Genomic DNA, 21,844 nt, shown 5'->3' with positions numbered 1-21,844 from the left:
GACGCATGCGGGCGTCCGCTCCACTTATTTGGTTGATTCTGAGCCGCGCCGCGCGCGAACTCGGGTCTTACTGCGCGAGGCTCGTCAGGAACGCGTTGAACACCGGTGCGATGGTCTCGCGCATGTCGAACGCGCCGAAATGCGCCGCGCCCGGAATCGTGACGAAACGGCCTGCCGGCAGCGCGTCGGCGATTTTTTGCGATACCGCCGGAGGAATGCTCGCGTCGGCGTCGCCCGCCACGACGAGCGCCGGCTGGGGCACGGCGCGCAATTCAGCGAGGTTGTCGAGCCGGGAAATCGCCTCCCAGTTGGCGCTCCAGCTGTACCAGTCATCGGCGGCGAGGCGCGCGCGGCACTTCGCGACGAGATCCGGGCGCGGCGTATCCGTCGCGAACCAGCGCGCGATGGTTTCGTCGATGACTTCCGGCATCGCGCCCTGACGGCTCGTATCGCCGCGAGCGCGAATGCGCGGACGCACGTCGTCGGGGAAACCGCCGGCGGTCGCGCAGAGGATCATCGCGCCGACGAGTTCGGGAAACTGGATCGCCACGCGCTGGGCGACCATTCCGCCCATCGACACGCCGATCAGCGCGGCGCCGGCGACGCGCTCCTTGTGCAGCACCGCGGCGACATCGGCGGCGTGGTCGGCGAGCGTGATGCCTGACTTGAGCGTGCTCGATTCGCCATGACCGCGCATGTCGATTGCTATCACGTCGTAAGACGAAGCCCAGGAGTCGACATATTCGTCCCACCAGCTTCGGTCGACGCCAATCGGATGAAGCAGCACCAGCGGCCGACCCGTCCCGCAGCGCGAGTAGGCGATACGGCCGTTAGGAATTTCGCAGTAACTTGGCTGTGTTAACAGTGACATGACGTTTGCGGGGAAAGCGGGGAAGTCACGCGCGCCATACATTGGACGCGCGAGTCGGCTCAGGCGGCCTTGGCCTTGAGTTCCAGAATCACGGCCTTGGCGCGCCGCAGCGCTTCCGCCGCGACCGGAATGCCCGCGTACACGCCCGCCTGCAGCAGCACTTCGGCGATTTCCTCTTCGGTCACGCCGTTGTTCACCGCACCGCGCGTATGCACTTCGAACTCGTGCCAGCGCCCGAGCGAGGCGAGCATCGCAAGGTTCAGCATGCTGCGCGTCGAACGCGTGAGGCCGGGTCGGTTCCAGACGTTGCCCCAGCAGAAGTCCTCGGTGAACTCGAGAAAGACGGCGTCGAACAGATGAGGCTCGGCGTTGCGCTGCGTGTGCGCCGTGCCGAGCACTTCCTTGCGGATCGTTGCCCCGATAGCCCTGCGTTCAGATGACGTGATGTCTTGCATGAAAACCTCTTGGGTGCAGTGGTTTGGACGGTTGTACGATTGTATAATCACACACAGTATGAAGACGCGCTAAAGCCGTGTCAATATGATTGTATTACGACCTTTGATGAGAGAGGGGTTCGAATGTCAGATACGCAAACGTCGGTCAAGGAAGGAATGAACACGAACAGACAAGTAGTGCGGCCGGCGGCGACGTTGCGGCAGCAGGTGATCGAGGGGCTGCGCTCATGCATCAGCGACCTGACTTTCAAGCCGGGCGATCGGCTCATCGAGCGCGAGCTGTGCGAGATGCTGGGCGTGAGCCGCACGCTGATTCGCGAGGCGCTCAGTCAGCTCGTCGCCGAGGGGCTCGTGCAAACGATTCCGCACAAGGGTCCGATCGTCGCAGTCATCACGAAAAACGAGGCGAAGGGCCTGTACGAGGTGCGCGCGGCGCTGGAGGCGCTGGCCGGGCATCAGTTCACCGAACGGGCGTCGAACGACCAGCGTGTCGCGCTGATGCAGGCGCTGAAGGAACTAGCCGCGATCCGCGACATGCGCGCAGATGATTCCATCTTGTTGTTTTTGAAGCAGAAAGCCAAGTTTTACGATGTGATTCTGGAAGGCGCCGGCAACCCGGTGCTGACCGAAATGCTTCGTCTCGTACACACGCGCGTGATGATGCTGCGCGCCACGACGCTTTCGCAGGAAGGGCGTCTCGACGAGAGCTACAGCGAAATTTCAGCGATTGTCGACGCGGTCATGCGAAATGATGCCGATCAGGCCGCGGCCGCCTGCAAGCGGCATGTTCAGCAAGCGGAGCGGCTCGCCGTCGAAGTCCTCGCAGACATCAACTGACTCTGCCTGTTCTCCCGCCGCCCCGATCTGCGACCTTCGTCGCAAATCGGGGCGGCAGCACTTCCTGCTCACTCCATATTTCCTTTTCCGGTCCACCCCGGGCGTCCTTCGCTTCGTCTTCGCATCGACCAAACTGGCAATATTCTGTATTGCAATAACATTGTATTACGGCATATACTCCCGCCAACGGATCGGCGTACGCCGATAAAGCTGCATTGGCGCGTCCGGTCGTAAAAAACGGCAGAAGACCAGGAGACAGCAGGAATGGACACTTCGCAGGAGATAGGCGAGGGGGTGGCGGCATCGGCAGCGGCGCCGAAGTTCAGGCTGTCGCGCTATCAGTGGCTCACGCTGATTTCCGCGTTCCTCGGCTGGATGTTCGATTCGATGGACCTGAATCTCTTCACGCTCGTGCTCGTGCCGAGCGTGAGCCAGTTGATGCACACCACCGACGCGGCAGAGATCAGCAAGATCGGCAGTTACATCATCGCGGGCAAGCTGCTCACGTGGGGCATCGGCGGCGTGCTGTTCGGCGTGGCCGCCGACCGGCTCGGCCGTTCGCGCGTCATGGCCTGGACGATCCTGATCTATGCCACTTTCACGCTGCTGAGCGCGTTTTCGCAAACCTGGACTCAGCTCGCGGTCGCGCAGGCGATGGCCGGCTTCGGCATCGGCGGCGAATGGGCGGCGGGCGCCGCGCTCGTCGCGGAATCCTGGCCGGAGCGGTATCGCGCCCGTGCGATGCAGATCATGCAGATGGCGTTCGCGTTCGGATTTCTTGCCGCCGCGCTGGATAACCTGCTGCTCGGCAGTCTCGGCTGGCGCTGGGTGCTCGGCATGGGCGCCGCGCCCGCGCTCGTCACGATTCTCATCCGCTTCTTCGTGCCCGAACCGCAGCGCTGGGTGAAAGTGCGCGCGAGCGTCGACGCCGAACCGGCGATGCGAACTTTCGCCGCGATCTTCGCGCCGGGGCTGCGCCGCAAGACGATCGTTGGCGTGCTCGTCGCGTCGGCGGCCATGCTCGGCTGCTGGGGCGGGCTCACTTTTCTTCCGAGCTGGATTCATCAGTTGTCGGTCATCGCCTCGGATCACCGCGACGTCGGCTCGACGGTGAGTTACGCGTTCATCCTGATGATGATCGGCGCGACGCTCGGCTATCTGACGCTCATCTGGATGCTCGATGCACTCGGCCGGCGGATGTCCTACTTCATCTTCTCGGTCGGCTCGCTCGCCATTTCGCTCGTGCTGTTCATGACGGTGCATGACATCGGCGGCGTGCTGTGGCTCATGCCTTTGTACGGGTACTTCGTGATCGGCGCGTTCGGCACCTTCGCCGCCTATTTGCCGGAGCTCTTTCCCACCCGCGTGCGCGCAACCGGCCAGGGTTTCTGCTGGAACATGGCGCGCGCGCTGACCAGCATCGGCCCGCTCGCGGGCAATGTCGTGGTCGCGAAGTTCGGCTCGTTCCCGGCGGCGTCGGCGGCGGTCTCGCTGCTGTTCATCGTCGGGATGGTGTCGATCTGGCTCGGTCCCGAAACGAAGGGCGTACCGCTCGATGACTAAGGGAACAGATATGTCGAAGTCAGGCGCCTCGAGCCGAAACGGCGCATCCGATGACACCACCGCGCGCGTCTTCGATGTCGGCATCAACGAGCGCCTGCCGCTTTCGCAACTGGCCGTGCTCGGTTTGCAGAACGTCTTCGGCATGACGGGGATGTTCGTATTTCCCGGCATTCTCGGCCGCGCTTTCCAACTCCCCGACGCGCAGATCGCGTACCTCTACGGCATGACTTTCATGGCGTGCGGAATCATCACGATCCTGCAGTCGATCTTCCTGCTGCGGCTGCCGATTGCCCAAGGTCCTTATGCGGGCAGCTTCGGTGCGCTGCTGGCCGTCGGGCATATGCAGGCGGGCGGACTCGGCACCGCGTTCGGTTCGTTCTTCGCCGCTTCGCTGATCTGGTGCGCGCTCACGGTGCCGATCCGCGGGCGCAGCGTGGCCGGGTTGTTCGCGCGGCACCTGCGGGTGCCGCTCATCTCCGGCATGATCGTGATGCTGATCATGGTGCAGATCGCAAGCGTCGCGCTGCCCACGTGGATCGGCAATCGCGCGAGCCCCGGCTTTCCCGGCGTGAACCTGTTCGCGGGCGCGGTTGCGGTATCCGGCATCGTCTTCGCCATGCTGAAGGGCGGCCGCTGGGTTCGCCGGATCTCGATCCTGCTCGGCCTCGCGCTCGGCACGCTCGCCTATACGCTGTTTCAGCCGATTTCGTTCGCAGCGGTGGCCGCCGCGCCCTTGGTCGTCCTGCCGCACATTTTTCCGTTCGGTTTCGGCGTGCGTCCCGATCTCGTCGCCGTGTTTCTGCTCGTGCTGATTCCGGCCGGCATGGGATCGATGGCGCTTTATCAGACGGTCGCGGACTGGGGCGGCGAAACGCTGACGCCGGGAAGAATGTCCGAAGGACTCTTCGGAGTCGCGCTCGGTTCGGTCGTCGCGGCGATGTGGGGCGGCTTCAGCACGATCGCCTATCCGGACAATATCGGCATTCTGCGTGCGACGCGCGTCGGCTCGCGCTTCGTCACACTCACTGCAGGCATCTTCCTGATCATGCTGGGCGGATGCGTGAAATTCGACATGTTGCTCGTCGTGGTGCCGATTCCCGTGATCTCCGCTGCCGCGACGCTGCTGTTCGGCGTGGTCTTCATGCATGGCGTGCACATGCTGGCGCAGGTCGAGTGGGACGACCGACGGCTCATCGCGACGGGGCTTTCCTTTCTGATCGGTCTGGGCGGCCTGTTCGTTTCGCCGGACGTCATGCGCGCCATGCCGCTGATGCTTCAGCTCGTGCTTCAGCAACCGGTCATCTCGGGCGGGCTCACGCTCGTTGTCCTGCACGCGTTGCTGTGCTCGACGCGGGAAGCGTCTGTAACGCCATCGACTGCGACGACCCGCACGCAGCATTGAGGCCGCGCAGACCACGTAGCTAGTTGCTCGAAATACCTGATTAGCACTACAAATCAGCTAAAAAGGAGACGGAGTGAAAATAATAAAAAGCGGCTTGCAGGCGATGGCTTTCGGTGCCGCGCTGCTCAGCGTAGCGGCCCATGCGCAGTCGAGCGTGCAGCTTTATGGGCTCATCGACGCGTTCGTAGCCTACAAGAAACCGCTGAACGGACAATCGACCGTGCTGGCGGGCAACGGCGGCCTGACCGCATCGTACTTCGGGATGCGCGGCGCCGAGGACATCGGCGGCGGCACGAAAGTCATCTTCGATCTCGAAGGCTATTTCAACGTTCAGAACGGCGCGATGGGCCGCACCGGCTTTCCGCAGGACGGCCTGTTCTCGCGCAATGCGTGGGTCGGCGCGACCGGGCGCTACGGCACCGCGACGGCGGGCCTGATTCCCCCGCTGCTGTGGTTTTCGACGATCACCTTCAATCCGTTCTTCAACTCCTTCGTGTTCTCCCCGATGGTGCTGCACAGCTATGTCGGCGTGAACGGGCAGGGCGTGTTCGGCAACGCAGGCGAGTGGTGGAACTCGGTGTACTACTCGACACCGGCGATCGGCGGTTTTGTCGGTCGCGCGATGTATTCGTTCGGCAACGATCCGGGTCATCTCGGCCAGAACAAGTGGACCGGTCAGGTTTCCTACAGCAACGGCGGCTTCGCGACGTCCGTCGTGTATCAGCAGATCAAGTTCAGCCTGAATGCCGGCGATCTCGACACCGTGCTGCCGGGACTGAAGACGCAATCGGTGGTCAACGCGGGCGCGTCGTATGACGTGGGCTTCGTGAAGCTATACGGACAGTATCAGCACGTCTGGGATTCCATCTCGACGGGCGATGTGGGCATCGATACCGGCCAGCTCGGCTTTTCGATCCCGGTAGGTATCGGCCGGATTCTCGGCTCGGATGCCTACTCGAAGAGTTCCGGCAATAGCTCGGTGTATCGAAACACCTGGGCGCTGTCGTACCTGTATCCGCTGTCGAAGCGAACCGACCTGTACGCGGCGGTGCTATCCGACCGCGCGAGCCACGAGTCCACCGGCGAGACGATCGGTGGCGGCATTCGCACGCAATTCTGATCGGCGGTTGTCCGGAATCCACGAAGGATAGAGCGGGTGTGCGGAGCATCGCGCGTCCCGCCGCACAAAATGAAATTTATCAATGGAGAAGATATGGATAGAACTGGAGGAGCAAGGCGCGTCGTGCGCAGGACAGGAATAAAACGATCGCTGGCCGCACTGACGCTGGTGGGGCTTTCATCCGGCGCCGCTCACGGGCAAAGCAGCGTCTCGTTGTATGGATCGCTGGATGGCGGTCTGCGCAATCTCGTGAACGGCACCAAGGCAGGCGGCGCGGCGCTGACGATGGCATCGAACGGCGTGTACAAATCGAATCGCTGGGGGTTTCTCGGCACCGAAGACCTCGGCGGCGGATACTACGTTCGCTTGAACCTGGAGGCAGGCTACGTTCTTGCGACGGGTGCAAACAGTAGTACTACCAATCAGATCTTCCAGCGCAATTCGACGCTCGGATTCGGAGGACCGTTCGGCAGAGTCGACATGGGCCATCAGTTCACACTGCAGCACAGGCTGATCAAGGAGTTCGAGCCGTTCGATCTGGACTACCTCCAGGTGACGGAGGCCGCGGCGATATCGGGCGGCACCAGCGGACGCGACGACAACGCCATGTACTATCACGGCGACTTCGGTCCGTGGACGGCTCGCGCGGATTACGCGCCGGGCGGCGTACCGGGCAGTCTCGCCAGCGGCTCGATGATCGCGGCCGGCTTCAACTATCACCCGGGTGGCTTCAATTTCGGCGCGGGCTATACGCGCCGTTCGGTTCCGGTTCCGTCTACGTCGAGCGCGTATTTCGGCAACGATCAATACACCGCGGGCGGAGGCGTCACGCTCGGTCCCGTCGAAATGATGGGCGGTTACTCGCTCGTGATGCAGGCGGTTCCTTCGAACATGGCAGGGCGGACGCGCAATCAGTACATGTGGGGCGGGGTCCGCTATCACGCGACGCCGTTCTTCAACGTCACGGGCGCGTACTATGACAACAAGAATACGACGAACGGCGTGGACGGAAGAAAGGGCGTCGCGATTCTGGGCGTCACCTATGCACTCTCGAAGCGCACCTTGCTTTATGCGGATATCGACTACACGCATTTCACGGGAGGCTACGTGACCAATGCGACGCTGAATCCGTCCTTGCACGAAAAGCAGACGGGCGTCTCGTTCGGTATGAACCACTGGTTCTAAGCGCGGCTGTGCCCTCGATGAGAGGGCACATGTTTCCAGTCAGACCGGCGCCACGACGGAAGTCGGATAGAGCAGCGTATCCGTCACGCAGACACGGCTTTCGAACAGAAAGCGGCCTGCATCGACTCCGACACGGTCGATATAACAGCCCGACATCACGATTTCAGTCATGCGGTCCAGCATCGTCTGCAAGATCAGGAAATCGGCGCGGACGCGGTAGCCGTCTCCATCCGCACTCACCTTGATGCCGCTGACGATATGCCGTAGCGCGCGCGGCTGCGAAATGGTCGTCTCCGATGTCGTGAAGGCCCGGTCGTCGATCATGCCCTTGCCGTCGCAATAGATGATGGCGATCGGCAGCCCTCGCTCATGGTTTTCCTTCGTCGTCAGCCGATACTCCGCATCGATGCTGAAGCAATCGGCCCAATCCTGGTAGCGGCCCTCATCGAGCGCCGCAGTGTATTCGACGTAAAGATCCATGATGCCAAAGCGAACGTCCGCAGAAATGGCAGTCGGTGTATTCATAATCCCATCACCTTGCGGTAGTGTTGGTAAAGGCCGCGCACGGCCACTTCGGTGATCGTATGGTCGTGATCCTCGACCGTGCGCCCGGCCATCTCCGCCACGCCGGCGCGGTCGTTGTAGGGCGTCACGCCCTCCTGGGACATCACCATGACTTCGCTGTCGTCGACCGAAACGAAGCCCGCCGGCCCCATCAGGTTTGCCTGCCTGATCCGGTGTGCGCGCATCTCCGGCGTATCGTCCGCGTAGCCGAAGAATGTCCAGTGCAGATCATGGCTGGCCGGTCCGCGAGGCACCAGATGGCGCATCGCGAGCGTGTTCGATTGTTGCTGGATGATCAGGTTCGGCCAGATCGTGCACATCACCGCGGTCACGTCGCCCGGATATTCGCGGATCAGATCGAGTACGCGCGTATCCTTGAGCTGCATGTCGCTGCGAAGCGTCTGCCGCATTTCGTGCGCGGCCACCTCGTCGAGTTTTCCTCCGCGCCGGTTGATCATCGCGCCGTGGCGTCCGGTCTCATCCATTTCGATTGCCGATTCCGCATCCATTCGAAAGAGACCGAAGGTCACGAAGAAGACGTGCAGCAGGCTCGCGTGATACGGGTCCTTCAGGTTCTCGAACATGAATTTCCAGTTGCCGTCGATCCGCTGGCGCATGTAGCCGAGCAGTTCGAGCTTGCGTCCGTCGAACACACGGTCGAAATACGTCAAGAGCTTCGGACCGAGATACGCTTCGAACGACTCGACGCTGGTGTCGAAGGAGGCAAAGATCGCCCCGTTTCGCACGCTCACCGCGAGCGGCTGCGCGCGATGCTGCTTCAGATCGAAGTCGGCGGGCATGCCTCCCTTGCCCTTGTAGCCACGGCGAAAGGGCAGCCCCGTGACATTGCCCTTAAGGTCGTAGCTCCAGTGGTGATAGGGGCATGTGAAGGACTTCGCATTGCCATGCTCGCTCTGGCAGAACGCCACGCCCCGATGTGCGCAACTGTTGCTGAATGCATTGACGCTGCCGTCGGTGTCACGGACAACGACGATTGGCAGATCGCCGACGAAACTACGTTTGAAGTCGCCGGGATTCGGAATCTCGCATTCGAGCGCGACGTAGCTCCAGTTCGGTCCGCGAAAGATCCGCTCCTGTTCGCGTCGATAGATTTCCTCGTCGGTATAGACCCAGAACGGAATGCGCGAGCAGCCCTGCTCAGGCCACACATAGTCGTGCGCAGGGCTATGGCTGGCGGCGTGAGCGGCCGTATCGCGTTTCGACCATTTGATTTCGGTCTCCATGTTTCGTCTCCATAAGGTCTAGCTTTGGGCGCGGGCCTGACCGGGAAGCGGTCGTCCCACGTCGGCGATTTCGGCGCAGTCGATGCGCCGGCGACTCGCACGCCGGCACGCAGTGCGATCCGGTGTTCTTCGTACCAGCCGAGCGGAAAGATGGTCGCTTTCGAGGGCGCTCCGCCGTTCAGCACGTCCTTCGAGAACGGCGGAGTCATCCAGGTGGCGCAAGGCTGCGGCGGTCCTCGCGCCGGCCTGACCCGCGCCGACGATAACGGTACGCCCGGTCATGTCGTCATCCGGTGCGCGCGTCCGCATGATCGAAGGCTCAAGGAAAAGTCATTCGACATCGACCTGAACCTCATCGCCATCGATCCGTACAGCGAACGTCCTGATATCGACATCGACCGGACCCGATAGCGCCTTTCCCGTACGCACGTCGAATACGCCCTGATGCATCGGACATTCGATCTTGCCGTCTTCGAGATAACCATCCGACAGGCACGCGTGAGCATGCGTGCATATATCGTGCGTGGCAAAGAACTCGCCGTCGAGGTTGTACAGTGCGATGGGAATGTTATCGACCCGGCACGCTTTCACGTTGCCGGACGAAACATCGGCAACATGTGCCAACGGTTTCCACGTCATCAGAATTGTCTCCTTGAGATGGGTATGAAAGGGCGATATCGGTAACATTCCCTTCAGAACCGGTGCGCTCTGTCCTGCCACATCGCCTTGATTGTTCCGTATTTTGCGGGAGATGATTCCGGCCCGCGTTGCTATTTCGTTGATGGAGCGTTCGCCGTTCGCGAACGCCGAAAGTGCCTCGGCCGGATCGGGACGATTCGACATCATGTGGTAACGTCGCCCCGATACGGGTCCGCACTGTGATGGAGACACCATGCGCTTCGATCTCACCGACCTGAGACTATTCGCGGCAGTCGCCGCATGCGGGAATATCACCAAAGCGGCCGAGAGTCTGCCAATGGCGGTTGCGGCGGCGAGTTCGCGCATCCGCGCACTGGAGGAATCTGTCTCGGCGGCACTCTTGCTGCGTCACAGCCGGGGCGTCGAGTTGACTTCGGCGGGGGAAGTGTTCCTGCAACATACGATCTCGATCCTGCGGGAAACGACGAAGCTGCGTCACGAGCTCTCTCGCAATTCGGCGAAGGTATGCGAGGCAATATCCAGCTCTATGCCAACACCAATGCCATCCACGAATTCCTGCCTTCGCTGCTTGCGCGATTTCTCGCGGACAACCCCACCATCAACGTCGACGTGCAGGAGCATACGAGCCCCGAGACCGTGCGCGCGGTCGACGAGGGCAGCGCGGATCTCGGCATCATCGTCGGGCTGGTGAATACGCGTGAGCTCGCTGTCACACCGTTTCGCGATGACCGGTTCGTCGTCATCGTGCCCGAACAGCATTCGCTTGCCCATGAGCGCGCGATTCGGTTCCATCAGGTGCTCGAGTGGAATTACATCGGGTTGAACGAGCGCTCGTCTCATCAACAGTACGTTTCGAAGACTGCGCTGCTCCTTGGCCAGAGCATTCAGTTGCGAACGCAGGTCGAAAGCTTCGAGGCGGTGTGCCACATGGTGGCGGCGGGTGTCGGTGTATCGATCGTGCCGGAGTCGACGACGTGCCGGCTGCGCGACACGTTGCCGTTTTCCGTGGTCGATCTCGACGAGCAATGGTCGAGCCGTGAACTGAAGCTCGTCTCCCGCCCGCAAGCGACGCTGGCCGCGCCAGTCCACAAGCTATTCGACGCACTGGCGCAGCTCGTTGCATAGTGCGTTGGCATCCACTCAACTGACGGAATCCCTCTCGGAGAGACCTATGCGTACCGTTTGGAAACCGCTGTGCGTCCTTGCGCTTGCCTGCTCCTTCCATGTCATCGTGCACGCGGACATCATCGCCTCCTGGACCTCGATGCAGATGCCTTCACCGCCGCCATTGAAAACATTCACCGTGACGGACCCCGCACACACAGCGTTATTGCTGCTCGATTTCGACACCAGCACATGCAACGAGAACGAGCGCCCGACTTGTGCGGCATCACTGCCCTCCGTACAAAACCTGCTGAACCAGTCGCGGCATTCGAATCTGATGATCGTCTACAGCCTGACTAGCACAGGCACGCTGGCGGCGGTGCCGCCGGCGGTGGCGGCCACCGGGGGCGAGACGGTCGTGCAGTCGGGCGTGGACAAGTTCTTCAAGACCGATCTCGAAGCGGCGCTGAAGTCGAGAGACATCGGGACGGTGATCATTACGGGCACGATGGCGCACGGCGCGGTGCTGTACACGGCGAGCGAAGCCGCGCTGCGCGGATTCAAGGTGGTAGTGCCGACCGACGGCATGTCGAGCAAGGATCCGTTCGGTGAATTGTCGGCCGCATGGGTTCTCGCCAATGCGCCGGCGAGCGTGAGCAAGAACGTCACGCTGAGCCGGTCGGGCATGATCCGGTTTCCGCAGTAAGCATGCAGCACAATGCACGTTTTGTCCGGGATAACGTCGTCTCTGTCCGTTGATGGGAACGCGGTTCAACCTCTAAATTGGCATCGAAACCCATCGATATAGAGGAGACACCGGCATCATGGTTCATCAGATAACCCTTCGTTTTGAGGACGGAGCGACCCGCTTCATCGAGTGCGAAGAGGGCGAGCGCGTCACCGATGCCGCCATTCGCGCCAGGATAAATATTCCGCTCGATTGCCGTGATGGTGTGTGCGGCACCTGCAAGGCGATTTGCGAGTCCGGCGAGTACGTTCTGGGCGACTGTGTGGAAGACGCGCTCAGCCCGGACGAGGCGAGCGCCCGCAAGGTTCTCACCTGCCAGATGAGCCCGCGTTCCGACTGCGTGATCCACATCGCCACGAACTCGGATGTCTCGGGCACCGGTCCTTCGTCGCACAAGGGGCGAATTGTGGCCTGCCGAAGGGCGTCGGACTCCACCATCGCCATCTCGGTCGAACTCGAGAACCGCGCAGATCTCGGCTTTCTTCCTGGGCAGTATGTCAACATCCGGGTGCCCGGCACCGATCAGACACGGTCCTACTCCTTCAGCTCGGGACCGTCCGAGCCGCACGTGTCCTTTCTTGTGCGCAATGTGCGTCAAGGCGCGATGTCGACCTGGCTTTGCGAAAGCGCCAAAGTCGGGGATCCGGTCGAGTTTCGCGGCCCGATGGGAAGCTTCTATCTGCGCCCCATCGAGCGGCCGGTGCTGTTTCTGGCAGGTGGCACGGGCCTCGCGCCGTTTCTCTCCATGCTGGACAAGATCGTCGAGGACGGCGGCAGCCCGTATCCGATCCACATGATCCTGGGTGTGAACAGCGACGAAGATCTGGTTGGCATCGACCGGCTCGAAACCTATGCGCAGCGCCTGCCGAACTTCACCTATGCCTGCACCGTCGCGAGCCCCGACAGTCGCCATCCCAACAAGGGCTATGTGACCCACCACATCAGCGCGTCCCAGCTCAACGGTGGCGATGCCGATGTCTACCTCTGCGGCCCGCCTCCGATGGTCGATGCGGTGCGCAATCATCTGTCGTCCGAAGGACTGACGCCGCGCAACTTCTACTACGAGAAGTTCGCCGGCGCGGGCCTGGTGGTTCAGACCGGCGAGGAGCGCATCGCGCCTGTCGATGTCGATGAAGCCTTCGACCTGCGCATGGCGCTCGAACTGGGCGCCGCTCAGCTGACGATGGGCCGGCTGTCGAGCGAGCAATTGATCATGTTCCGCCAGCTCGCCGAGGCGACCGCGCCGTGCGTGTCCGGCCGGCGCTTTACCGATGTTCGGCGCTACATCGACGCAAATCATGCCTTCCACATGTTTGCGATCGAAGCGTCCGGGAACGCCCAGTTGATCGCGCTCTACCGGCAACTGGCCGTGCAGGACTATATCGCTCGCGCGCTGACCGATCAGATCGAGATCGTCGGCGATATCGTTCAGCAGCACCGGGATCTTGTCGCCGCCTTCGAACTGGGCGACCTGAACGCGGCGCGGGACGTGATTGCGCTGCATGCGCGCCATTCCAAGGCCACGATGAGCCGGGCGCTGGAGCACATGTCGAAGGGCAAGACGATGCCCACGGTCGCAGCGCCACCCTCGGCGCCACAAGCCTGCCCCTTCACGGCCAAAACCCTTCCTGCCTATTCACACGAACTGGACTGGCCCGAAGGGCTGGAGCCGTTCAAGGTGGTCGATGACGGCTCGCAAGGCGACCCTTACGAGCACTATCGCTGGATGCGGGAGCATGCGCCCGTGCTGCGTTGCCAGTCGACGACGTCCGACGTGTGGTTTCTCTCGCGCTACGACGATGTCTACCAGGCAATCCGCAATCCGAAACTGTTTTCCTCCGAGGTCGTGAGCCCGCCGCCGCTGACCTTCCTCACGCTGTTCGATGCGCCCGACCATACGCGCTTGCGCAAGGTCGTCCAGCCGTCTTTCCTGCCGCTGGCGCTCGATCCGTTTATCGAGCAGATCGCGCAAAGGGCCGAGGACCTGCTCGACGCGATGATCGCCAGAGGCGGCGGCGATGTCGTCGACGACTTCGCCATCCCGCTCAGCATCTCCACCATCTCCACGATGATCGACGTGCCGAACGAGGATGAGGAGAAGATGAAGTTCTGGTCGGACGAGACCTTCAGCTACTTCGGGCGCCTTGCTCGCAACGCGCCGGGGACCGGCACCGACGAAGAGAGCGCGCAGGCGTTCTTCGCATATCTGAAGGAGGCCATGGAGCGGCTCGCGCTCACCGATAGCCAGTCGATCGGCGGGCATATCGCGCGCATGTGGAAGGATGGGCTGCTATCGGAGAAGGAGGCCAAGGAGTTGTGCGCGTTCGTTTTCATCGCCGGGCATGACACTACGACGATCCTGGTCGCCAACGCGTTTCGCATGTTCGCCGAACAGCCGGATCTGCTGGGACGTATCCGCGAAAATCCCGCCGACGCCGACCGCTTCGTCGAGGAGGTCGCGCGCTATCGCGGCACTGTCCAGCGCGTGAGCCGCATCACCACCGAGGCGACCACGGTCGCGGGCGTCGCGGTTGCTGCTGTCCGCTGCGAATCGCGACAGCCGCAAATTCGCCGACGGCGAGACCTTCGACATCGACCGCGATAGCACCGGCCATCTGGGTTTCGGCAATGGCATGCACAAATGCCTCGGCGCGCCGCTGGCGAAGCTGGAGACACTGATCGCGGCGAAGGCCCTGGCGCGCAAGGTCGGCGCTATTGCGCTCGATCCGGCACGCCCGATCCAGTATGTGCGGGGCAACAATCTGACCAACTCCGGACCGGAGCACCTGTTCGTGAAGCTCGGTGGGTTATCGCGATCTGAAGCGGAGGAGGAAACGGCCGAATCAGCCGGCGCTTCCCTTCTCATCGGGTAGGGATCGGTCGTGGGCTGCGGTGCGGTATTCGGTTGGCCGCAGCCCCGTCTGTTTGCGGAAGAACCGGCCAAAATAAGCCTCGTCCTGAAAGCCGAGTTCACTGGCGATCTGCTTCACGTTGAGCGTCGAATAGCCGAGCAGCCGCTTCGCCTCATGGATGGCGCGTGCATCGATCGCCTCGATTGCCGAGACGCCGAAGGTAGCGCGGCAGATGCGCGAAAGCTGGCCTGTGGTCACGCCCATTTCATCGGCATAGCTTGCGACCGGCCGCCGCTCGCGGCAATGGCGGTCGAGCAGGGCGCGGAATCGCTCGATCCGCGCGGCCATGGTCCGCCGCTCGGAACTGGCGGAAAGCCGGGCGCTCTCGCTGAGTCGCCCGATCTTGACGAACAGGGCGATCGCGAGTGCCGCGCCCGCGGTGAATTGCCAGCGCTCGTGGCTCTGCGCCTCTTGACCGATCGACTGAAACAGCGTGTCAAGCGGTGCGCCGCGCTCGACGTCGGTATCGATCGACAGCACCGTCGGCGTGCGGATGAATTCCAGCAACTCGGGCGCGACCGTCATCGCCAGCGATTCCAGCGCAGACTGCGCGGCGGTGATGACATGACCGTCGATGTCGCTGCGAAAGTGAAAGCCGTGGACCGAGCGTGCCGGCACGACGATCAGGCATGGCGCTTCGACTGCCCAGGTCCGTCCGTCGATGAAGGTGTCGCCGCTCCCGCCGGTCACGTAGAGCACCTGGATCAGCGCATCGTGCACGTGTGGCTCGATGTCGAAGTCGAAACGGCCGGCTCGCAGGGGAATGCGTTCGTAGTGCACCATGTCGACCCACGATGGGTCGGCTTCCGTGCCGTATAGCGCGAAATGCCGAACGGTCCGGCTGCGCGATTGGTCATGATCCATCATGCACGTTATGTTTCGCCCTATGTGATCGCGGTCCATTGTTTCACACGCGCTCGAGGCGTTCAATGGCGATGCGGACTTCAGCTAGCGTAAGTATACGAAAGCAGCAAGCGCAGCCATCACCGTGATGGCCGCGCTTGTCATCGGATCAATCGGCGCGGAAAGCGGCGTCGATTTCTGGTCGCGACAGATGAGCAACGGTGTTCACGAGTGTCTTTGCGGCGGCAGCCAATGCTATGGCCACCATCGCGCGGTGATCGAATCCCGCGGCTTTCAGGGCATTGACGTCGCTGTCCGATACCTGCGTCCGGTTCGTCGCGATTGCGGCAGCGAAACGACGCACCGCTTCCAGCCTTTGATCCTGAATCGTGCTCCCGCTCCGCATTGCCTGGACGACGTCCGCCGATGCGCCCAGTCTGGCCGCGAGAGTTGCATGCACGGCAATGCCGTAATCCGCTGAGTTTGCGCGGCTTGCGGAAACCATTGCAACTTGCTGTGCGATGGGGTCGAGCGAACTTGCCCCGAGCGACTGAAGCATCGCGATATAGGCTCCAAGCACCGACGGTTCGGCCGCAAGCGCGTAGCCCAGGTTAGGCACGAAGCCGAATACCCCGCGCATGACGTCGAGCAATTCTTTCGCGTCAACAGGTGCCGATGCTTCTCCAAGTTCTCCGAACAGCGCCGCGCCTTGCGCTGAATCCACGGTGCGGGCCAGAAATGCCCGGATGATCGCCGCGACTTCGTCGAGATGCGATTCCAGCGGGAAGTGACCTGCATCGACGAAGTGAACTTCGGCATCCGGAAGATCGCCCCGGAAGGCTTCAGCGCCGGCGGGCAGAAAGAAAGGATCGTTCTTGCCCCAGACGGCCAGCATCGGTGGACGATGCGTACGGAAATATTCGTGGAAGCGCGGATACGCCGCTACGTTCGATCTGTAGTCGCGGAAAAGATCGAGTTGAATGTCCGCGTTGCCCGGCCGATCGAGGAAGTGCTGGTCGAGCGTGTACGACTCGGGAGCGATCAGCGATGTATCCGACTCCCCGTGCGTGTATTGGAATGACGTCGTCTCGGACTTCAGGAACGCGCGGAGGTTGTTGCGGTTCTCGTCCGTTGCCGCTTCCCAGTAGGCGCGAATCGGATTCCAGGCATCACTGAGACCTTCCTCGTAGGCATTGCCGTTCTGTGAAATCAGCGCGCTCACGTGCTCCGGCCGCGACGCAGCCAGTCGAAAGCCAACCGGGGCGCCGTAGTCGAACACATAAAGTGCGTAGCGATTCAGCCCGATCGTGTCGGTGAAGCTTTCGACCACTTCGGCCAGATGGTCGAAGGTATAGGCAAAGGTGTTGGCTTCGGGTGCATCGGAGAGGCCGAAGCCGGGCAGGTCGGGGGCCACTACACGATATTTGTCGGCGAGCCGGGCGATGAGCCCGCGATACTGATGGCTCGAAGTCGGAAAGCCGTGCAGCAGAAGGACAACGGGAGCGTCCTTGTGTCCGGCATCGCGATAGAACACATCGATGGTCGATCCCGTACGACGATCAGCAACAGAGACAGTTTGATACGTGGGCGTAGCAGACATGACAAGCTCCAGTGTGGCGTGAAATCGAGGTGAGTGCATTGCGCGGTGAACCGGGCCGCGCAGCGCCAAGGATCACTCAACGTACCTTGGAAAACAGGCGCGGCAAGGATGTCGCCAGAAGACTGAATGAAGCCGCGAGAAGCACCAGGTCCTTGAGCAGAAACTGGCCTGGCAGCGCGGAAATCGCAGGGAAGCCGCCGGCGGTTGCCTCGGCTACCCCCGGTGTCGTGACAAAGAAAGTCAACGTGATCAGATATGTCATCGCGGACATCGCCGCGCCGAGCGCCGAGAGCACCGGAACGAATGCGCCGGCTGCAAGTGCAACCGCAGTGGACAGTTCCAGCGTACCGATCACATAGCTGGCACCCTGAATGCCAAATGCCGCGTGCAACCAGCTCATGATCGGGCTATTGGCGATGAACGGGGCAATACCATGTGCCTCGTAGCTCGTAAACTTCATGCCGCCAAACCACATGAACACGATAACCAGAGACCATCGCAGCAGAGCCTGCGATATGTAAGTCCCTGAGGATCGTTCCGCGGCTGCAAAGTCCGAAAACGTCGATTGACTGGTCGATGCCATGATGAAACTCCGTGTAAGAGAATAGTCGGGAGAATGGTCCCCCACTCGCAGCACGTCCTTTTGATGGTTGAAACGCGGTGCTGACGTCGTGAAGGCAGTCTGCGCATTTCCGGAGAATGGCGATAGACACTAAAATGTGGAATCGACCTCTCGTTTTCTGGAAGGCCATAGGCCATGGACCAGCTCGACGCAATGGCGGTGTTTCTCGCCGCAGTGGAAATGGGGAGTTTTTCGAAGGCGAGCCGGAGGCTGGGCGTTCCGCTCGCCACGGTCAGCCGCAAGATGGCAGATCTGGAGACATACCTGAGAGCAACGCTGTTGATTCGCTCAGCGAAAGGGCTCGAATTGACGCCCGCTGGCCGGTCTTACGCAACGTCGGCGAAAGCCATTCTCGAGCAGGTGCTCGAGGCGGAGCGAACCGCGGCGGGAGAGTATGCGGAGCCGAAAGGTGACCTGGTCGTTACTGCGCCAATCATGTTCGGCAGGCTGCATGTGTTGCCCGTTGTAACGCACTTCCTTGCTTCGTATCCGGAGGTCTCCGTGGGCCTGGTCCTGACCGATCGGGTCACCCATTTTCTCGACGATCAGGTGGACGTGGCGCTGCGGGTCGGGGAACTACCGGACAGTAACCTTGTTGCGGTCGGCTTGGGTTCAATCAGACGCGTTGTGTGTGGCAGTCCGGAATATCTCGACACGCGCGGGGAGCCTGTCGGGCCGGAGGACCTCGCGCGTCACAGCGTGATTTCGTTCGAAAGCATATCGGCGTCGGTGCGATGGAACTTCTGGTCTGATGGCGACGAGATCCACGCTCCTATCAGGCCGCGCTTGAGCGTCAATACCATTGATGCCGCAATCGACGCCGGGCTTTCGGGCGTTGGCCTGGTTCGGGCGATGTCCTATCAGGTGGTCGAGTATGTACGCCAGCAGCGGTTGCGCGTCGTCCTGGAGGGATTCGAGCCCGAACCGCGACCGGTTCACCTCGTCTACGACAGGCAACGCAGACTGCCTCTGAAATTGCGCACGTTCATCGACTTCGTGGTTCCACGCTTGCGAGAACGGGTGATGCAGGCAAGTCTTTGAGAAATCGACACGTGCAGGTCGAGCATCGCCGATTTGACTGCTCGATTCAAGCGTTGAACCGCTTTCCTCAGCGGTCATCTTCTCGAATAGTCGGCATGTGAACGCCCAGCGGCTGAAGCGATCCGGTCCAACCGGCTCAGAAGCTCGGTGGCGTGCTTCTCGAGCGGGTAGGGCAAGTCTGGATCGACGAGAATCGTCGCAATTCGCTCTCGCCAATAGTCGGGTTTCAACACGGCATTGCGCTGAGCGTGAAATTCATCGGCCATGCGCTCAAGCTCCAGAATCATCGCCCGAATGTGAGCCAGCTCCTGCTCCTCACGATAGTCGCGTGACATAAGCGTCTCTCGTCCGTGTCTGTGATGATCAAACAGCGTCTCGGTTATGCCCGGGATGACTTCTACCGGCGGGGGTGCGATTCACGACATCGCCATGTCTCTTGAAAGGGTTCTTGCCACTTTCTCAGGTCATGCCGGCGACGCTCTTCGCGCCGATAGTGCTGGGCGATCAAGACTGCCGCAACCAGCATGACCGCAATGCCGATGACGATCGGTACCCATGACTCGCTCATTTGAATCTCCGAAATGCGCTTATGTGCGCGCACGTATCGTTGCTCGGTTGACCTCGCTCCTTCGAGCGCGGATCTTGCCAGGCGCGAAGCCGAACCGCTGTTTGCCGAGGACCGCTCACCCCGGCCGGGCAGTTCTGCACGAGGCAACCGGCCACAGCATGCCGAGCTGTCTCGCCAGCGCGTGGCCGGCTGCGGTAACACGTGCCTGACCTGATTTGTGCGTGATCGTGTCGATGTACGCGAGACCACGGTGGGCGAGTGCCCAAAAATCCAGCGAGTCGATCTGGACCTGAGCTGGCGACCGGACGAGTCGAATCAGCGTGGCAAGTTCGTGAGGGGTCAGCGTCTGGTCCATGTGCGGGATCTTGTGTCCGAAGCGCTACCGAGCCTGAAGTCCGATAAACCAGTATGACGTTGGTGCCCCGCGCGCACAGGCAAGAAATCCATACACGTCGTGTAGGGGAATCTATACAAAATCGGCGGGACCGCCAATGCAGCGGCTCAAACGAGCAAGCCCTGCTCGAGCGCGTAGCGCGTCAATTGTGCATTGCTCTTCAAGCCGATTTTCTGGCAGATTCGCGCTCGATACGTCGTAACGGTATTGGGACTCAGATGCAGCATGGCCGCGATATTGGCGAGGCTTTCGCCGCCCGCGATCAACTTCAATACCTCCAGTTCGCGGTCGGACAGGGCTTCGTGTGCCGGACCCAGCGCTTCTCCGAAGTGCTCGGCGAAGCGTTCGGCGAGCGAGGGCGTGATGAACCTGCCGCCCGAGTGCACCTTGCGCACTGCGGCGATCAAGGTCTCGGCGGACACGCTCTTGGTGAGATAGCCGGCCGCCCCATGCTTGATTGCTCGCAACGCATATACCTCTTCGGCATAGATGCTGAGCATCAGTACGGCGAGCGCGGGTTGTCGCGTCCGCAACGACTTCACCAGCTCGAGGCCGCTGCGATCCGGCAGCGCGACATCGACGAGTGCGACGTCGAAAGGCTGGGTCTTGGCGAGCAGCAGGGCATCGGCGGCCGTCTGGGCTTCCGCGGCAACCTCGATATCGTCGCTCGTTCCCAGCATGAGCCGAACGCCGTTGCGAACGACAGCGTGGTCGTCCACCAGCAACACCCTGATCACGGACTCAGCTGGCATACAGTGTCTCGAGCGGCAGCCGCAAGCTCACCGTGGTGCCCATGCCAGGCGCGCCCGCGATGGTGAGCGCGCCCCCGAAGTGCCGTGCGCGCTCGTGCATACCGGCGATCCCCCAGGATTGCTGCCCGAGCAGCCGCACGGCATCGATGCCCTGACCGTCGTCGCAGACTTCGAAGCACGCGAAGGCATCGTCGCATTGTGCGCGCACGATCATCGACTTTGCCTGCGCGTGCCGCACCGCGTTCGTGAGCGCTTCCTGAATGATGCGAAACAGCGCGGTGCCGAGTTCGGGCCCGACCTCGGAAGCGCTCAGCTTCGGATCGATCGTCAGCGAGCAGGGCACGCCTGTCTGCTTCTCGACCTGCTCGATATACCATTCGAGCGCCACCCAGATACCGAGGTCGTCGAGCACGGTCGGACGCAATTCGGTGATCACGCGACGGACCGTGTCGAGTGCGGTATCGGCCAGTTGCGTAGCCTCGATCAGTTGGGGATCGGGCGCGCGGCCTTCGCGCCGGGCGCGTTCGACTGCAACCGAGACATACGCCTTGATGCCCGTGAGGACGCCGCCAAGCTCGTCATGTATTTCGCGGGCGATGTGTCTGCGCTCGTTTTCGCGGATCCGGTGCTGGTGCGCGCTCAGCTCGCTCAGTGCCCGCTGAATATCGGCCCGCCGGGCGATCTCCAGCTGGAGCGCCTTCGTCTCGTGCTGCCATGCCGCCACGGCCAGCTGATACGGCACGGAGTCCTCAGCCGTCGCGACGAATGTCTCGGGCGGCAGAACGGCATCATGGGCTGAACAAATCGCATGAAATGCGCGCGCCTCGTCGATGCCCCGGAACACGCGTGTGGGATAAGCGCACAGCAATGAGAACGCATGCTTGTGCGAGAGATCATTCCACAGTTGCTCGAGACGCAGCGCAGCCTCGGGCTTTCCGCGTGCGCAAAGAATGGCGACCATCTCGCCGAACGCCCGTACGGGAACCTTGCCGTTCCCCGAGATCGTGTCGATCAGCGTGCCGAGGACCGCTTCGCAGCGCGTCGCGCTCGGCCATCCTTCGATCAGCAGTGCGTCCAGCGTCGCCTCGGCATCCAGCCAGACGACGTTGGCCGGACTTGCGAAAGAGGCCAACTCGAGATCCGTGGGCTTGTCGAGCACCCGTTCGATCTCCTCGCGGTGCCCACGGGTGGCGATGATGAGCGTTGGTTCTTCTGCCTGTGCGGCCTCACGGATAAAGCTGGCGACGCGCTCGCACAGAAACCAGTCGTTCTCGTAAAACTGCACGGCATGATTGCACATCGAAAGATCCTCGCCGCATTGCGCCTGGACGTTTGCCGTCGGTATCAACGATGCGACCG

At 61.8% G+C, this 21,844-nt stretch carries 20 protein-coding genes and 2 pseudogenes; 10 read left to right on the top strand and 12 right to left on the bottom strand.

The window, feature by feature from the left end; genetic code table 11:
• Positions 1-67: 67 nt before the first annotated feature.
• Entirely contained in the window at positions 68-871 is an 804-nt protein-coding gene (locus BTHE68_RS22835) for an alpha/beta fold hydrolase (RefSeq protein WP_162068579.1), read from the bottom strand.
• 59 nt (positions 872-930) lie between these two features.
• Positions 931-1,326: a carboxymuconolactone decarboxylase family protein gene (locus tag BTHE68_RS22830; RefSeq protein ID WP_162068578.1), complete on the bottom strand. Its 396-nt coding sequence runs from the start codon at positions 1,324-1,326 to the stop codon at positions 931-933.
• Between BTHE68_RS22830 and BTHE68_RS22825 the strand changes: the two genes are divergently transcribed.
• The 5 genes from BTHE68_RS22825 to BTHE68_RS22805 all read left to right on the top strand — a co-directional run bounded on the left by BTHE68_RS22825 (position 1,321) and on the right by BTHE68_RS22805 (position 7,433).
• Positions 1,321-2,163: a GntR family transcriptional regulator gene (locus BTHE68_RS22825; RefSeq protein WP_232078090.1), complete on the top strand. Its 843-nt coding sequence runs from the start codon at positions 1,321-1,323 to the stop codon at positions 2,161-2,163. The two genes, BTHE68_RS22830 and BTHE68_RS22825, sit on opposite strands and share 6 nt — an antisense overlap.
• Before the next feature lie 264 nt (positions 2,164-2,427).
• Complete coding sequence (locus tag BTHE68_RS22820; protein WP_162068577.1) at positions 2,428-3,726, top strand: MFS transporter; 1,299 nt, start codon at positions 2,428-2,430, stop codon at positions 3,724-3,726.
• A 10-nt stretch (positions 3,727-3,736) separates the two neighbouring features.
• Positions 3,737-5,128 (top strand): uracil-xanthine permease family protein, encoded by a 1,392-nt coding sequence (locus BTHE68_RS22815; protein WP_162068576.1) that lies wholly within the window; start codon positions 3,737-3,739, stop codon positions 5,126-5,128.
• Positions 5,129-5,201: 73 nt separating this feature from the next.
• Positions 5,202-6,248, top strand: a complete 1,047-nt coding sequence (locus BTHE68_RS22810; RefSeq protein WP_162068575.1) for a porin — start codon at positions 5,202-5,204, stop codon at positions 6,246-6,248.
• Between the two features lie 93 nt (positions 6,249-6,341).
• Positions 6,342-7,433, top strand: coding sequence for a porin (locus BTHE68_RS22805; RefSeq protein ID WP_162068574.1), 1,092 nt, complete (start codon positions 6,342-6,344; stop codon positions 7,431-7,433).
• Between the two features lie 39 nt (positions 7,434-7,472).
• On the opposite strand, the gene BTHE68_RS22800 is transcribed toward BTHE68_RS22805, so the two are convergent.
• The 3 genes from BTHE68_RS22800 to BTHE68_RS36960 form a co-directional block, all read right to left on the bottom strand.
• Entirely contained in the window at positions 7,473-7,913 is a 441-nt protein-coding gene (locus tag BTHE68_RS22800) for an aromatic-ring-hydroxylating dioxygenase subunit beta (protein ID WP_162068573.1), read from the bottom strand.
• 41 nt (positions 7,914-7,954) lie between these two features.
• Complete coding sequence (locus tag BTHE68_RS22795) at positions 7,955-9,241, bottom strand: aromatic ring-hydroxylating dioxygenase subunit alpha (protein ID WP_162068572.1); 1,287 nt, start codon at positions 9,239-9,241, stop codon at positions 7,955-7,957.
• A gap of 330 nt (positions 9,242-9,571) precedes the next feature.
• Positions 9,572-10,087 carry a non-heme iron oxygenase ferredoxin subunit gene (locus BTHE68_RS36960; protein ID WP_232078089.1) on the bottom strand — a complete coding sequence of 172 codons (516 nt, stop codon included), beginning with the start codon at positions 10,085-10,087 and terminating at the stop codon, positions 9,572-9,574.
• A gap of 46 nt (positions 10,088-10,133) precedes the next feature.
• Here BTHE68_RS36960 and BTHE68_RS37285 point away from each other — a divergent pair.
• The 4 genes and pseudogenes from BTHE68_RS37285 to benC form a co-directional block, all read left to right on the top strand.
• Positions 10,134-10,265: pseudogene (locus BTHE68_RS37285) on the top strand (helix-turn-helix domain-containing protein); the annotation flags it as partial.
• A 140-nt stretch (positions 10,266-10,405) separates the two neighbouring features.
• Complete coding sequence (locus BTHE68_RS22780) at positions 10,406-11,026, top strand: LysR substrate-binding domain-containing protein (RefSeq protein WP_162068570.1); 621 nt, start codon at positions 10,406-10,408, stop codon at positions 11,024-11,026.
• A gap of 4 nt (positions 11,027-11,030) precedes the next feature.
• On the top strand, positions 11,031-11,711 hold the full coding sequence (locus tag BTHE68_RS22775) for a cysteine hydrolase family protein (RefSeq protein WP_162068569.1): 681 nt from the start codon (positions 11,031-11,033) through the stop codon (positions 11,709-11,711).
• 118 nt (positions 11,712-11,829) lie between these two features.
• Positions 11,830-14,626, top strand: a pseudogene (gene benC / locus BTHE68_RS22770) (benzoate 1,2-dioxygenase electron transfer component BenC).
• Here benC and BTHE68_RS22765 read toward each other — a convergent pair.
• The 3 genes from BTHE68_RS22765 to BTHE68_RS22755 all read right to left on the bottom strand — a co-directional run bounded on the left by BTHE68_RS22765 (position 14,597) and on the right by BTHE68_RS22755 (position 17,691).
• Positions 14,597-15,529: a helix-turn-helix domain-containing protein gene (locus BTHE68_RS22765; protein WP_162069150.1), complete on the bottom strand. Its 933-nt coding sequence runs from the start codon at positions 15,527-15,529 to the stop codon at positions 14,597-14,599. The pseudogene benC and the gene BTHE68_RS22765 overlap by 30 nt on opposite strands.
• Positions 15,530-15,677: 148 nt before the next feature.
• Positions 15,678-17,108 carry an alpha/beta fold hydrolase gene (locus BTHE68_RS37280; RefSeq protein ID WP_162068568.1) on the bottom strand — a complete coding sequence of 477 codons (1,431 nt, stop codon included), beginning with the start codon at positions 17,106-17,108 and terminating at the stop codon, positions 15,678-15,680.
• Positions 17,109-17,184: 76 nt separating this feature from the next.
• Positions 17,185-17,691 carry a YkgB family protein gene (locus BTHE68_RS22755; protein WP_162068567.1) on the bottom strand — a complete coding sequence of 169 codons (507 nt, stop codon included), beginning with the start codon at positions 17,689-17,691 and terminating at the stop codon, positions 17,185-17,187.
• Between the two features lie 174 nt (positions 17,692-17,865).
• Here BTHE68_RS22755 and BTHE68_RS22750 point away from each other — a divergent pair, with 174 nt between their 5' ends.
• The gene (locus tag BTHE68_RS22750; protein ID WP_162068566.1) at positions 17,866-18,771 is read left to right on the top strand and encodes a LysR family transcriptional regulator; all 906 of its coding nucleotides are present in this window, start codon (positions 17,866-17,868) and stop codon (positions 18,769-18,771) included.
• Positions 18,772-18,845: 74 nt separating this feature from the next.
• Here the strand turns inward: BTHE68_RS22750 and BTHE68_RS22745 are convergent, their stop codons facing one another.
• From BTHE68_RS22745 to BTHE68_RS22730, 4 genes are all read right to left on the bottom strand, one after another.
• The gene (locus BTHE68_RS22745; protein ID WP_162068565.1) at positions 18,846-19,106 is read right to left on the bottom strand and encodes a hypothetical protein; all 261 of its coding nucleotides are present in this window, start codon (positions 19,104-19,106) and stop codon (positions 18,846-18,848) included.
• 348 nt (positions 19,107-19,454) lie between these two features.
• Positions 19,455-19,694, bottom strand: coding sequence for a hypothetical protein (locus BTHE68_RS22740; protein WP_162068564.1), 240 nt, complete (start codon positions 19,692-19,694; stop codon positions 19,455-19,457).
• Positions 19,695-19,840: 146 nt separating this feature from the next.
• On the bottom strand, positions 19,841-20,413 hold the full coding sequence (locus BTHE68_RS22735; protein WP_232078085.1) for a response regulator: 573 nt from the start codon (positions 20,411-20,413) through the stop codon (positions 19,841-19,843).
• 61 nt (positions 20,414-20,474) lie between these two features.
• Positions 20,475-21,770 carry an MEDS domain-containing protein gene (locus BTHE68_RS22730; protein ID WP_162068562.1) on the bottom strand — a complete coding sequence of 432 codons (1,296 nt, stop codon included), beginning with the start codon at positions 21,768-21,770 and terminating at the stop codon, positions 20,475-20,477.
• Between the last annotated feature and the right edge of the window lie 74 nt (positions 21,771-21,844).

This window comes from Burkholderia sp. THE68 (genome assembly GCF_009938265.1).
Taxonomy (GTDB): Bacteria; Pseudomonadota; Gammaproteobacteria; order Burkholderiales; family Burkholderiaceae; genus Caballeronia.
This window is presented reverse-complemented; position numbering and strand designations above follow the sequence as displayed.